At 68.1% G+C, this 13,498-nt stretch carries 13 protein-coding genes; 6 read left to right on the top strand and 7 right to left on the bottom strand.

The features are described 5' to 3' along the window. Positions 1-45 precede the first annotated feature (45 nt). Positions 46-1,380 carry an NsdA family TPR-like regulatory protein gene (locus NBG84_RS10430; RefSeq protein ID WP_425608614.1) on the bottom strand — a complete coding sequence of 445 codons (1,335 nt, stop codon included), beginning with the start codon at positions 1,378-1,380 and terminating at the stop codon, positions 46-48. Positions 1,381-1,652: 272 nt separating this feature from the next. Between NBG84_RS10430 and NBG84_RS10435 the strand changes: the two genes are divergently transcribed. The 4 genes from NBG84_RS10435 to NBG84_RS10450 all read left to right on the top strand — a co-directional run bounded on the left by NBG84_RS10435 (position 1,653) and on the right by NBG84_RS10450 (position 4,643). Beyond that, on the top strand, positions 1,653-1,931 hold the full coding sequence (locus tag NBG84_RS10435) for a hypothetical protein (RefSeq protein ID WP_250919045.1): 279 nt from the start codon (positions 1,653-1,655) through the stop codon (positions 1,929-1,931). Beyond that, positions 1,924-2,406, top strand: coding sequence for a hypothetical protein (locus NBG84_RS10440; RefSeq protein WP_250919046.1), 483 nt, complete (start codon positions 1,924-1,926; stop codon positions 2,404-2,406). The genes NBG84_RS10435 and NBG84_RS10440 overlap by 8 nt, the downstream gene beginning before the upstream one ends. 192 nt (positions 2,407-2,598) lie before the next feature. Then, positions 2,599-3,483: a radical SAM/SPASM domain-containing protein gene (locus NBG84_RS10445; protein ID WP_250919047.1), complete on the top strand. Its 885-nt coding sequence runs from the start codon at positions 2,599-2,601 to the stop codon at positions 3,481-3,483. Positions 3,484-3,494: 11 nt separating this feature from the next. Continuing rightward, positions 3,495-4,643, top strand: coding sequence for a methyltransferase domain-containing protein (locus NBG84_RS10450; RefSeq protein WP_250919048.1), 1,149 nt, complete (start codon positions 3,495-3,497; stop codon positions 4,641-4,643). A 126-nt stretch (positions 4,644-4,769) separates the two neighbouring features. Here NBG84_RS10450 and NBG84_RS10455 read toward each other — a convergent pair whose 3' ends face one another. The 5 genes from NBG84_RS10455 to NBG84_RS10475 form a co-directional block, all read right to left on the bottom strand. Continuing rightward, positions 4,770-5,144, bottom strand: a complete 375-nt coding sequence (locus NBG84_RS10455) for an antibiotic biosynthesis monooxygenase family protein (RefSeq protein ID WP_308312039.1) — start codon at positions 5,142-5,144, stop codon at positions 4,770-4,772. A 138-nt stretch (positions 5,145-5,282) separates the two neighbouring features. Further along, a complete protein-coding gene (locus NBG84_RS41065) occupies positions 5,283-5,423 on the bottom strand; it encodes a hypothetical protein (RefSeq protein ID WP_308312040.1) in 141 nt (46 codons plus the stop codon). Between the two features lie 451 nt (positions 5,424-5,874). Beyond that, positions 5,875-8,151, bottom strand: a complete 2,277-nt coding sequence (locus NBG84_RS10465) for a tetratricopeptide repeat protein (RefSeq protein ID WP_250919049.1) — start codon at positions 8,149-8,151, stop codon at positions 5,875-5,877. Beyond that, positions 8,148-8,315 carry a hypothetical protein gene (locus NBG84_RS10470; RefSeq protein ID WP_250919050.1) on the bottom strand — a complete coding sequence of 56 codons (168 nt, stop codon included), beginning with the start codon at positions 8,313-8,315 and terminating at the stop codon, positions 8,148-8,150. Before NBG84_RS10470 ends, NBG84_RS10465 begins: the two co-directional genes overlap by 4 nt. Before the next feature lie 227 nt (positions 8,316-8,542). Next, complete coding sequence (locus NBG84_RS10475) at positions 8,543-9,220, bottom strand: MerR family transcriptional regulator (RefSeq protein WP_250919051.1); 678 nt, start codon at positions 9,218-9,220, stop codon at positions 8,543-8,545. Positions 9,221-9,333: 113 nt separating this feature from the next. On the opposite strand from NBG84_RS10475, the gene NBG84_RS10480 reads away from it, so the two are divergent. After that, entirely contained in the window at positions 9,334-9,741 is a 408-nt protein-coding gene (locus tag NBG84_RS10480) for a DUF3291 domain-containing protein (protein ID WP_250919052.1), read from the top strand. Between the two features lie 353 nt (positions 9,742-10,094). Here NBG84_RS10480 and NBG84_RS10485 read toward each other — a convergent pair whose 3' ends face one another. Next, positions 10,095-10,817 carry an O-methyltransferase gene (locus NBG84_RS10485; RefSeq protein ID WP_250919053.1) on the bottom strand — a complete coding sequence of 241 codons (723 nt, stop codon included), beginning with the start codon at positions 10,815-10,817 and terminating at the stop codon, positions 10,095-10,097. 283 nt (positions 10,818-11,100) lie between these two features. Here NBG84_RS10485 and NBG84_RS10490 point away from each other — a divergent pair, with 283 nt between their 5' ends. Further along, entirely contained in the window at positions 11,101-13,227 is a 2,127-nt protein-coding gene (locus NBG84_RS10490; RefSeq protein ID WP_250919054.1) for a bifunctional glycosyltransferase 87/phosphatase PAP2 family protein, read from the top strand. Positions 13,228-13,498: the final 271 nt, after the last annotated feature.

Consider the following 13,498-nt stretch of genomic DNA (forward strand, 5'->3'; position numbering starts at 1 on the left):
CTGCTTGCCGATGGCGGCCCATCATGATCCGCAACTACGGCTGGGCTATGAGGTTTTGACTCGTTTGGCGCTGAGGGTCGCGCGTTCGTAGAGGTCTCGGGCGATGGGGTTCTTCTGGTAGGGGCGGAGGAGGGGGCCGATACTGGCGACATGGCGATCCACTCGACCGGAATGGATCGCCGGGTACTCGTCGAGCACCTGGTTCCATGTCTTGCAGGCGGCTTCCAGGTGTCCGATCTCTAGTTGACGTTCAGCCAGAATCGAACTGAACCTCAGGGCGGACCTTCGAGTATCCCCTGGAGCTCGCAAGCGAAAGTGCAGATGTAGAGACTCTACGCTTCCGGAAACATCGCCCAACGCGTGTCGAACCTGGGAAACGTGATAAGCCAGGACCGCGGGGTCGTATCCGCCAAAAGTGGTTGGGGTGCTTTCAGCTTTGTCCATGGCCTTCTCTGTTTCACGAATGCTGCGAAGCGCATTCGTGCGGTCACCTGCCACGGCGAAGCTATGTGCCTGCTGCCCGGCCATGAAAGCTCGCATCCGCGGCCCGGTCTGCGGAGATACCGTTGCTGCGGCATTCGCTAGGCGTACCGCCATGGGGCCATGGCCAAGGTCTACCGCCTGAACCGAAATGCCCCGCAATACATGGCAGTAGGTCATATGGTCTCCACTCGCCCCGGCGAGTTCCAGCCCCTTGACGTAGTACTTTTGTGCAAGGCCGTGTAGTCCTTCATCCACTGCCATCCAGCCAGTCAAATAGCACAAGTAAGAAGCGGCAGACATCATGGCCTTGCGGACTTCGGTGGGGCCTTCTGCTCGTAAGTATGGGGCGACGACATCGGCGAGAAATGTTCCGGCCATGGGTCGAGTATGGCGGCCACCGAAGTCATCGTAGACTCCGGACAGGCGGTCCGTCATTTTGGTGACTAGTTGAACGTCCGCCATCCCAATACGGTGTGAGACACCTGACTGCACGGACTCCATTCTCCCGACGACATCCTGCCAATCGGGAATGGTGAGTGCGACAGTGAAAAGGCTTGCTCCGAGAAAGTTGCGACGTTCCACGTCCTGCCTCCCTAGTTCAATCAGCCCTTCCGCCGTGGGGCAGTTGTTCGGGTCAGGGGGAGGGGCGGGGAACCCCGCCTCGCTGTGGGGGATCGGTCGGCCCAGCTTCCGTGCCAGGGCTTCCAGGATCAGCGGCCTCACCTCCTTCTGGGGCATATGGCCCTTGACCCACTGGCTCACCGACTGCCGGGTGTACCGAATGCACATCCCGTGCTCGGCGCCAACCTTGCTTACGGCGTGGATGACCTGCTGATTCGTCCAACCCGCTTCCTTGAGTAAGAGCTTCAGTCGGATGTTCGATTCCCGTGAGGTCACTTCGGCTAACTCCTCGACGCTGCGTTTACCGCGTTTGCTCTGAACCGCCGCATCCACGGTACCGCTGTGCGTGATCAGAGAGTTGCCTAGAGCGACGGGGCGCAGCAGGACGGCACAGGGAAGGGGCGGCGACCGACGATGGCTGATCAACAGCAGCATCCGGGTTCGGCTGACTGCGTAGCGGAGCCGCAGGACACGGCCACCGAGGACGACTCTCCCGTACTTCGCTCCCTACGAGAACGGGTGCGCGAGGTCAACGAGGAACACAGGCAATGGCGGTTGCCGTGAAGCGCTTGGCTGTGTGGTGTGCCCTCAGGGTGGGCGCTGCGGAAATCCGGTTACGGCAGTGGTTTCCGGCACTCGCCTGGTTCTTGCGTGGGGCCGGTGAGCGGCGGGCGCTCATGGCCGAGTTGCAGAGGCTGGAGCAAGACCCGGAGTTCGCTGCTGAGTGGCGGGCCGCACTGGATGACGAGTTACGGCAGATGCAGTTCAACTGCGCTGTGGAGCGACTACTTCGGGAACTCCTTGACGAGGGCGGCGCGGATGGCTGACTTCGGGAACTTCGCCTATTGGGCGGAAGTGATCGCGGAGGGGCCGATAGCGGGTAGCGGTGAAGTGGCTCGGGTGGTGCTTGGGGCGTTTGCCACTCCGCATGTCGGGCGGGCGTTGCGGTGGCTCTGTGTGCAAGCGGTCCGTATCGCCAATGGATTGGACCCCGACCCCGAGGTGCCGTGGTCAGGAGCGCTGATCTGCCTGGAACCCGTGGGGGGCCTTGAACTCGGCGACGTATCGACGCAGTTACGGAACTGGGTCGCAGATGAGGACTCCCGCTTCGCCGCCTATCGGCAACTGAGGCGTGGGGACCCGTTCACGCTCACCGCTTCTGATTGGGCCGGCCGATACGCCCTGACTGTATGGCCCGTGATCGTTCCCGTCTCCCCTTTTGCCGGCTGCGATACCTCAAGCCCTGGTGTCGATCTCTCTGACCAACCGAAACGCCGTGCGATGTTCGGCTTCCTCCGCTGAAGCGCGGCTACCGCAGGCTCCGAGGGGCCTCCCAGAAAGCGTCCACCCCCCTGAATACCCGGCCAATGGAAAGCAGCGGGATTATCAAGCGGGGTGGCGAAAGGGTCCGTCCGGCTGTTGGCACAAACAGCCGGGCGGACCGAGCACGAGAACAGTTGACAGACTCACCTCACCATGGAAGGGACAGGGAGAATGACCTTAGTCATTGAGGCCCAGGCCGCCCCGTTCGCAGTGATCACCACACTTGAACTGGAGATCACTGGCAAGTGCCAGCTCGCGTGTTCCCACTGTCTGTCGGAGTCCAGCCCGCGGGCGTCACACGGCTCGATGAGTCCCGAGGATTGGCGGACGGTCATCCGTGATGCTGCCGTACTCGGCATCCGACGGTTGCAGCTCATCGGGGGCGAGCCGACCGTTCACCCGTACTGGCAGGACTTCACCGAACTCGCCCTCTCACTCGGGCTTGGCGTAGAGGTCTACTCGAACCTCTTTCATGTTCGAGATGAGTGGTGGGACCTGCTCACCCGTGATGGGGTGACGCTCGCGACGAGCTACTACAGCGACGACCCCGCAGAACACGACAAGATCACCGGCCGCGAGGGCAGTTATCGCCGAACCCGAAACAACATTCGGGAAGCGGTCACCCGAGGCGTGGCTGTGCGCGCGGGGATCGTGGATGTACTCCAGGGGCAGAGGGTCACTGAAGCGCGTGGTGAGTTGATCGGTATGGGGGTGACACGGATCAATACCGACAGGGTGCGCACGATCGGGCGGGCCTCGCTTCCGGGACAGTCGCCCTCGTTGGAGGAGATGTGCGGCAAGTGCACACGTGGACGGGCGGCTGTGCTCCCGAACGGCGATCTCGCCGGTTGCGTGCTCTCGCGGGACTTCCCGTGCGGCAACGTCAGGGAAAGGCGGCTCGCTGAACTCCTTCGGGCGGAAGAATGGGTGGCCCTCTCCGCACGTATTCCGGCACGTTCGGACGGTGACCCGTGCAACCCGGACTGCAATCCCGCGAAGGACGGCAGTGACTGCGCACCAGCAGAGCAGGAAGCCTGCGATCCCGCCTACGAATGAGGGAGGTCCGTATGAAGAACTGGACATCGTTCGGTGCACGCCTTGCCGAGCAGGTGGCTGATCCGGACTCGCGCTGGCGGGCACCCGTGGCGAGCGTGCCCCGGCATGAGCTCATCCCCCGGTGGTGGGAACGGGATGGCGAGGGGCGCTGGAGACTCCGGGCCGGGGCCGCCGACCCTGAGGCATGGATGGAAGCCGCGTACACGGACACCTCGCTGGTCACCCGAGTAGGCGCGCTGCACGCTGACCATGCCAAGCTCGATGACCAGCCCGAGGGAACTCCCACATCGTCAGCGACGATGCCGGGTCTGGTCGTCACCATGCTGCGTCATGGAAGGCTCGGGGACGGGGTGGACCTGTTGGACCTCGGCACCGGCGCGGGCGGGCTCGCCGCGTACGCCGCCCGGCGGCTCGGTGATCAGCACGTGACCAGCCTGGATGTGGACCCGTATCTCACCGCTGCGGCGGAGGAACGACTCGCACGGTTCGGGCTGCGACCGCGCTTCCTCGCGACGGACGCCACAGCGGAGATCCCGGGGAGTTATGACCGCATCATCGCCACCGTGGGAATGCCCGCTGGGTCGGGGCTCCGGCCCGTGCTCGGTGCGCTCCGGGTGGGTGGGCGCCTGGTGGCCACTCTCGCGCGGACGACGATCATTCTCACCGGGTGGAAACAGGCGGACGGTGATGTCGTGGGGATCGTGGAACGCGACCTTGCCGGATTTATGTCGACCCGCTCGGGGGACGGGGACGACGGTTCGCCCGCCCTGGCCGATCTCCTCGGCCATGCACGGCAGGCTGACGGAGAGGTGACCACGGGCCGGTACCCCGTACTCGACGTCTCCCGCACATGGGAGTTGCGGACCATGCTGGAGATCGCCGCCCCCGGAACCGAAGCGCACTTCAGACAAGAAGGACAGCAGCGCACCACCTGCCTCATCCACCCGGACGGTTCATGGGCGCGGGCCTGCGCCGAGTGGACCGACCAGCCCACCGTTCACCAGGGCGGTCCGCAACGGTTGTGGAGCGTGCTGGAACGTATTCGGCACCGGCTCAACATGGAAGGCGCACTGCCGCTGCTCGGGGCCCGGGTCCGGATCACCGGTGACGGTGTGGTTCATCTGTCACGAGGAAAGTGGAGCGCGACCATGGGGCACTGAGCCGGGTGCCCAGCTCATTCCGCGAACCAGGGGAGGAACCAAGCCCATCGGTCGGCTCGATCGGGCCGGGGAGCAGCTCACGCAGCCGCTCGGCCGGGACCTCCAGCCGAGCGGTGAGCAGCGAATTCAGCTCGCAGATCCCTCAGCGTCCGCAGATCCCTCAGCCACCGTGGGCCGGGGCTCGGCCGTCTGGACGACCTCGAAGGACCACACGGTGGAGCCGGTGGCGGCGGGCTTGCGGGCCTCGCCGCCTTCGCTGCCGGGGGCAGGGGCGTGGGCGCCGCGCATCGAGCCCGCCATCCAGGCCTCGAAGTCGGCCTCGCTGCGCCAGCGGGTGTAGACGAGGTACTGGTCCGTGCCCTCGACCGGGCGCAGCAGCTCGAACCACTCGAAGCCGTCGGCGCTCTCCACGGCACCGGCCCGAGCGGCGAACCGCTTCTCCAGGACCTCGCGCTGCTCGGCGGGGACGGTCAGAACGTTGATCTTCACCACACTGGCCACGGGGGACATCCTTCGCATAGAGGGAACTCGACCGTACCTCTGACCGCGTTCCGCCCCCACGGCGGTATCCGGCTCCGCCCGGTGGCGGCCGTTCGGCGAAGTGCGACCGGGCCGACCCGCCCTGTTCGGCAAGGCCGCCTACCGGGTCTGACCGGTGCTTTCGCGGTAGCGGGTCCTCGCCTTGCGCCGGTCTGCGCGGGTGGCGGCGATCGACGCGGTGTCCCAGGAGAACGGGCGTACCTCGGCGATCCGCCCGTTCCTGACGGTGACCGTCTGCAAGATCGGGAAGGTGGGTTCGCGGCCGGTGGCACGAGCGCGGGCGCGGACCTGGGGTGAGTATCACCGCGGTCTTCCCGGTGGCGAGGAATTCCCGCTCTTCCCAGATGAATGACTTCCAGGTCCGGCTCATCGCGACAGAGAAGCGCGCCAGGTCGGTGTGACCGTGCCATGTTCCGCCGTAGGAAGGGTCGGCTTGGTGGAGTACGACATCAGGCGCGAAGAAGGGGGCGAGTAGGTCACATATGGCCTGGCCCGCACCGCCGGCAGCGAGGTACTCGGCCTCGGTGGCGTATATGCCGGTGAGGACGGTTACCGAGTCGCTCGTGGATTCGTCGTCATACCACCAGGTTGGTCTTCCGCGGTGGAAGGTGCTGGCGGATATCGGACAGTGGGCTGCGGCGCTGGTCAGGACGGCATCGGCTCAAGGGCCGGGCCCGGTCGATCGATGCGGTCAGCCGGTGGGTTCCGGCGCGGGCCGAAGCCCTGCGGCTGTCTGGGCCAGGAGCAGCAGTTCACACTGGTCGGGTGTGGGCAGCGGCCCCAAGGCCCCCCAGGACGGTTCGAGTTCGGCCGCCGCGAGGGTGGCCAGGGGGCGTTCCACGGCGGCGGTGGGGTGCAGCAGATCCTGAACCTCCACCCTGGCCCCCCGCCCGCCGCGGCCGAAGCGGTCGATGGTCGCGTACGCGAGATAGCGGCCGTCCGGTGATGCGGCGACGGCCCGTGGTGGACGCCGGCTCGGTCTGGGCAGACCGCGTGCCGTCAGGGTCGCGGTGTCAAAGGAGTAGACGCGTTTTCTGCTGGGCGCCCAGCCGCCGACCGTACGCCACGCCGGTACGGAGAACAGTTGGCGAAGGCGCGGTGGGTTCTTGGCCTCGGCGACCATCAGTAGCTGGCCATCGACGGCCTGCCAGAGGAAGACGCTGCCGCGATCTCCCACCGTGACCAGTTCATTCGTAGACACAAACACCAGTTCCTCCACATTTCCATGGTCGGGCGGCGCCATGCTCATGGCGATCGCCGTGGTCAGGGCGGTGTCGGTGAGCACCACCCGCGGGCCGTCGGCGAAAGCGAGCCGGGTCCCGGTCGGGTCGGCCGCCACCACATCGCCGCGGCCCAGTCCGAAGGGGGCCAGGTCCACTTCGCGAAGGGCGGAGCCCCGCTCGCTGAGGAGGGCGCCCGAGCGCAGCCGTAGGCCGATCACATATCCGTCCGCGGTCGCTACGGCGGTCGCCCCGCCGAGCAGGGCCCCGTCACCGACGCGGTCCGCGCGGCCGGCCGCGTACCGGATGAGCTCCCAGGGGCCGGACGGCGAAACGGTCCCCGCGCCTGAGGACCCTGATGGCCGCCCCGGCTGTCCCGAAGGCCGCGTGCGGGTGCGGATCGCCAGCACATCGCCCGACGGTAGAACAACGAACGAGCCGTGCCGGGCCGGGCCTTCGTACAGGGGCGTCCGCTCGCCGGTGTCGGTGTGCACCAGTCGCAGTTGCTCGGTACCGGTCTTGGTCACCGTGGCCAGTGCCAGGAGGGGGCGTGCACGGGCGAAGGAGAGCCGGCGGGCGTCCAGGACGTGATCATCGGTGCGTATCACGGCGGTACGGCCCAGGGCCCGTGCCGCATGTGCCAGCGGTCGAGGTTCCGCGACCCTCAGCCGGGCGACCAACGACCGTTCCCTCGCGTCGGTTGGCCTCCAGTGCCGAGGAAGCTGACGGACCACCCGAACCGCGTCGGCGACCGGCACCGAGAGGATGAACTCCCACAGCTCCGGCCAGTTCCGCTGGCGCCGCAACCGCCGCGCCCTGAGGTCGATCTCCCGCGGGGTGCCCCAGGCCGTCCCCGCCGAGGTCGTCAGGCTCCGTAGCTCATGTACGGTCCGGGCGGCGGCGGGCAGCCACTGCCCCGGGTCGGACCGGGCGAGGTGGCGGTGGTGGTCCAACGCCTCGGTCAGATACGGCCGGGCATCCGCGCGGCGGTCGGCCTTGGCCAGCAGTGCGCCGAGTTCGTGCAGTGTGGTGGAGTACCGAGCGAGGAGGTCGTGGCGAGTGGCGATCAACGGCCGGTAGAGGTCGATGGCCTCCTCGGCCGCTGCGACCGCTTCCGTGGTTCGTCCGGCGTGGCCCAACTGGGCGCTGAGCGTGGCGAGGGCCGCGGCCAGTTGAGGGGTGCGCGACTGGGGTGCCTGGGGGCGTAACTGCCGCAGATTCCTTACCGTGTGCTCGGCGACCACCAGGGCCTCCTTGTGTCTCCCCGCCTCTGCGAGCAGCAGGGCCCGCTGATGGGTCAGCGCCGTTCGCTGCGGGGCCGCCTTGGTGAAGGCCCAGAGGTCGGTGTCGGCGAGCCGTTGATGGATCTTCTCGGCTTCCTCGGACACCAGGAGCGCCCGGCTGAGGCTGCCGCCGCGATGGAGGGCTTCCGCCAGGCCGGACAGGGCGGTCGCCAGTTGGGGCCCTACCGCTGGGTCCTCCTGGGCGAGGGCGCGATAGCGGGCGACGGCGTCCTCGCACCGGGTCAGGGCTTCGGCCGGGCGATCGCTCCGCGCCAGCAGCTGCCCGGTGTGGAGCAGCGCCGCTGCCAGGGCCGTACGGTACGACGGCTCCGCTGCGGCGAGTTTTCGATACCGAGCTATGGAGTCTTCCGCGGCGGCCAACGCGGCGGCGCTGCGGTCGGCTTCGCCGCTGACCGGGTGCGCCTGCCGCCGCACCGACTCCGGGAGTCGCCGCTCTTCGCTCACCGGGGGTCCGCGCTGCCATCCGCCGGGAGAACCGGGATGTCGACCGGAACCGGGATATCGGCTAGGACACGAGTGCCGGAGAGAGTCGGGACATCGGTGGCCGGCGCTCGGGTCAGGGCCGTATCCCCGGCCGCTGTGAGCGCTGTGAGCGCCTGTGCCAACATGCTCCGATTTCCTCCCCCATCGGCAGTTGGCCGCCGACCCTGCCGGCGGGTTGTTTCAGCGTATGGTGCCCCTGCCCGGCCGTAGGGGGTCAGGTCCGATCAATTCGGTCCAGAGGGTGGGAAGTTGTGTTCGACGCATCCGTCCTGTGGGTGGAGCACGCGACCGCTGTGCAGCTCCAGGAGGTAGCCCATCACCGATCCTTGAGAGGGGCGGAGGGCGGTAGGGATCAGTCGGTGTGCCGGGCGGCTGATTCCGCTTCCTGTGCGAGCCGGCGCAGGGCCAGCAGAGCTGGCTCCAGCAGGAAGGTCAGTAGGACGGCGCGTTCGGCCTTGTCCAGCGGGTCGTCCTGGCCCTCCAGCTGATCGAGGTCCAGTACGGCGGTACGGGCGGCGAGTTCCGCGTACGGCAGGAGGTCCTCCCAGCCGTACTCCACTCCGAGCGAGCGCAGGGTGTGGAGCGTTTGGGTGATGGCCTGGCGGGCGGGGCTGTGCTCGGTGATCTGCCAGCCCATGGCCGATACCAGGGCGTCGACCGCGTAGGTGTCGCTCGTGTCATCGGTGCCGTCGGCTTCCCCGGTGGGCCTGGCGGGTTCGCCGACCACTCGGGGCCCTCCGCTTTCCCTGGCGGCGGATGCGGGCCAGATGCCGAAGACAAGGCCCAGCAGGCCATGGGTATCGGTCTTGACGCTGGAGACGGCGTCCAGCACCTCCTTGGCGGCACTGACCGAGAGCCCGCGCACCCCCACCAGGGCCCTTATGAGCCGTAGCCGGCGTATATGCGTCTCGTCGTACTCCGCCTGGGTCGCGGCGGTGGGGCGCCCCGGCGGGAGAAGGCCCTCGCGGAGATAGAACTTGATCGTGGCGGTGGGCACCGCACTGCGACGGCTCAGTTCGGAGATCCTCACCGACCCACTCCTCTGACGTCTTTCCCCGCGGCCGGGGAGAGCCTACGGCTCTTGGTGAGTGTCACTGTCTAATATGGATAGTGTCACTCTCCAACTATGGATGTGAGGTTACCGTGCCAGCTCTTCCATGGGTGAAGCCCAACCCGGCCCGGTCCGGCACCACCGCCTATGTGATGGCCTCCCGCTTCGAGGTGAAGTCCCTGGCCGATGTGCCGCGTTTCCTGCTGAAGTCGATCGCCGCCTGGCAGCAGGTGCGCAAGGCGCCCGGGGCGCTCGGCGCCTCCCTGGAAGCCCACCCGCTGCGGCGCACCTTCTGCACGCTCTCCGCCTGGGAGGACCGGGAGGCTCTCTACACCTACGCGCGCACCGAGCCGCACAAGGGCGTGGTGAGCGCCATCCGCCCGGTGATGCGCGCATCGACCTTCACCTTCTGGGAGGTGCCGGTGGGGGAGTTGCCCATCGCGTGGGCCGACGCCCGGCGGCGCCTCGATGAGCAGGCGGCCGCCGACGCCCGTGGCTAGCACCCGATCGGTCGTGGTGTGCCGGGGAAGCCGAGGACCCATGGGCGGGCGGGGCCCTGGTTCCCCGGCTTCAGCTGGGCTGGGGCTTCCGAGCGCCGTCGTGCGGCGAGGCCCCGGGCAGCCTGGCAGTCGGACCGACCACCTCGCGCCGTGGCCTTCGCGCCCGGCAGCCAGCGCCCTGCGCCCCGGCCCCAGGCGCCGCTCCCCAGACCCGGGCCGGTCGGGCCGGTCAGGCGGGCCGGAGCAGAGGACCAAGGCGCCTCGGCGTCAACCGGCGCTCAAGCCAACCGTCCAGGCCCCGCGCTCCGTCCCGTACCCGTACCCGTACTACGGGCCGGATCACCGGCCCGGCCCTAGGAAACGACCCGCGCCAGCAGGAACCCGTCGTACCCCTTCACTCCCACGGTCTGCACCGCCGTGGCATCGAGACGGGGCTCCCGAGCCACCAGTTCGTACATCTCCCGAGTGCCCAGCACCGCCCGATCGGCGCTGTCCGGGTCCGCCACCGCTCCACCGCGGACGGTGTTGTCGACGACGATCAGACTCCCCGGCCGAGACAGCTTCAGCGCCCACTCCACATACCGCGGGTTGTTCTGCTTGTCCGCGTCGATGAAGAACAGGTCGAACGGACCGGCCCCCGGCTCCGCCGCCAACTTCGGCAAGATCTCCAGCGCCGGCCCGGTGCGGACCTCCGCGATGTGGTCGAGCCCGGCGCGGGCCAGATTCCCCCGCGCCACCTCCGCATGGTCCGGGCTGTACTCCAGGGAGATCAGCCGTCCCCCGTCGGGCAGCGCCCGCGCCAGCCAGATGGTGCTGTACCCGCCGAGCGTGCCGATCTCCAACACCGTGCGCGCGCCCATGGAAACAGCCAGCAGATGGAGTAGCTTCCCCTGGTTGCCGGCGACCGCGATGGCCGGTAGACCCGCCTGCTCGCTCGCGGCCAGGGCGGAAGTGAGGGCCTCGTCATCGGGTGCGAGGAGGTCGGTGAGATAGCGGTCCACCGCCTCCCACCGCGCTTCGGCCGCCCGCTCGGACGCTGCCCGCGCTCGCTGCGCTTCCTGCTGTGGTTCCGTCATGCGCAACAACCTAAGCGGGACAGCTGACGGAGGGACAGACAAGACCCGGCATGTGGGCACGTATCGTAGTCGATCTGGCAAACCGTGTGCGCGGTGGTCTTGTATGTTCCCCCGCGTACCTCTTTCGCGTCCGACCAGACGCCCGCCGATGGAAAACCCGAACAAACCGGGATGACCGTCAGGCAAAGAGGGGGTTGCCGCGGTCTCTTGAGACGGGCAGTGCAAGGCTCTGTGAGCCAAATGACCACGATGGTAACGGAACGTAGGGGAGGCGCGGCGCGACGTGGCGAACGCGGAGCACAGCGTGCGCGGGAGTGCGACGACGGACTCAAGAATGGGCGCGGCCAGGGTCGCCCTGTGGCTTGTGGCCGCCGTCCTCGCTATACGACAGTCAGCGGTAGTCCTCCGTAATCCGCCGGGCGAGCGGTTTATGGATCTGGAGACCTGGATCGGTGAGAACGGAGTCCTCCATCTGGAGGGCTCGCTCTATGCCGCCGACCGTTTCACCGGTACCCCCTTCGCGGGCCTGGTACTCAATCCGCTCACCCGTACCGCCGAGCAGGGGCTCGGGGTCGCCTGGACCTTCGGCACCCTGCTGCTGGTCGTCGGGATAGGGCTTCTTGTCGCACGTGCCCTGCCGGGGCCGGTGTCACGCCGCAGCAGTCTGCTGGCCGCACCCCTCGCCATCAGCCTGTTGATGATCTCGCTGCCGGTGCGCAACAGCTTCCACCTCGGCCAGACCAGCATCATTCCGGTGCTGCTGGTCCTCCTCGGCTGCCTCGCCGTACGAGGCGAGCGAACGTCAGGGCTGCTGATCGGCATCGCCGCCGCCCTTCAGCCCACTGTGCTCCTCTTCGCGCCGCTGCTGTGGTTCACCGGCCGTAGACGGGCGGCGATCACCTCCGGGGCCACCTTCGCGGTGGGCACGGCGCTGGCCTGGGCCGCGCTGCCGAGCGATTCCACCACCTACTGGTTCGACCATGTGGCCGGTACCGGGCTCGGGAGTCACCCCGACGGACTGGCCAACCAGTCGCTGCACGGCGCACTGCTCCGCTTCGGACTGGAAGGCCCGCTGGAGATAGCGGTCTATCTCGCCCTCGCCGCCGTGGTGGCCTGGTTCGGCATCCGCCGCGCCGTGCGCTACGCCCAGGACGGGCAGCTGCTGCTCGCCGTGGCGGTGACCGGTTGTGTCGCCATCGCCATATCGCCCACCACCTGGCAGCACCAGCTGCTGTGGCTGCTGCTCGCGGCGGTCGGTCGGGTGGGCAAGCGGGCGTCGGACCGGATGCTGTGGCCGGTGCTGATCGTGCTGACGATCACGCTCCCCAGCAAGATGCTGCTGCCCAACATGGTGGTCCTGGAGCCGATCCGGCATAACGCCGTGCTGATCGCGGCCCTCGCGGCCGCCTGTGTCGTGCCGTTCCTCTCGCGCACCTCACCGCACTTCCGGCGCCCCATCCCCACCGAGTACGTCACGCCCGCGCCGTCGCGGTGGAGCCGCATCCCGCTACTGCCGTTCTGGCGGCGCGTGGTGACCCGGCCCAATCTGCTCCTTGAACTGATGGTGATCAGGGCCGGCTACTCGATCTACTCCAGGATCAGGCTGGCCGCCACGGGCAGTGTGGAGGAGGCCCGGGAGCACGGCCGCCAGATCAACTCCATCGAGCAGACGCTCGGCTTCGACATCGAGCACTGGTTCAACCACGCCGTGGTGAAGGTGGAGTGGCTGGAGGGGTTCTTCAACTTCTACTACACCTCGTTCCACTTCCCCGTGCCGCTGATCATTCTCGCGCTGCTCTACATCCGCCGTCCCGGTGACTACCGCTGGGCGCGCTCCGCGCTGGCGTTCGCGACCCTGCTGGCGCTGGTCGGCTTCTGGCTGTATCCGCTCTCGCCGCCGCGGCTGATGCCGGGCATGGGGTTCATCGACACGGTGCACAGGACGGCGGACCTGAGCAAGCCCGAGTTCGGCGCGATGACGGCGGTCACCAACCAGTACGCGGCCATGCCGTCGCTGCACTTCGGCTGGTCGCTGTGGTGCGGTGTGGTCGCGGTGATGCTGGCGCCGAAGCTCTGGATGAAGCTGCTGGGCCTGATCCATCCGTTCATCACGCTCGCGGTGATCGTCGGTACCGCGAACCACTGGATTCTCGACGCGGTGGGCGGCGCGGCCGTCGTCGGCATCGGCTTCGCTCTGACCTATGTGCTCTCGGGCCGGCGCAAGCTGCTGCCGCCCCCGGTGTCGGTGGTGCTGCCCGGCGCGCGGGAACCGGAGCCCGACGGGGAGCGTCGGGCGGGCTCCGCGGACTCGGGGAAGTCCGCTTCGACGCCTGAGCCCGCCATGGCCGGCTCAGGCGGCCAGGAGGAACCCGACGGCGGATCGCGCGGGGAGCCCGCGGGCGCCAAATAGCCAGGTAGCCAGGTAGCCGCGACGAAACGGCAGCGCCCCGGAGGCGACGGGAGGTCCCGCCACCCCCGGGGTGGATCGCCGCTTCGTCAGCATCCGACGTCGGCCCGCTTCTCGCCACCGGGAGGCGGGCCGACGGTTGTGCCGGGCCCGGGGCCGGTGTTCCTCGACGCTCCAGGGGCGGCGGCCAACGCTCACCGGAAACAGTTCGGCCAGCGGTCACCGGAAACAGCTTGAGCGCACACCCCGTGGGGCGTGCGCTCAAACACCGTGC

This window comes from Streptomyces albipurpureus (assembly GCF_023701525.1).
Lineage (GTDB): Bacteria > Actinomycetota > Actinomycetes > Streptomycetales > Streptomycetaceae > Streptomyces > Streptomyces albipurpureus.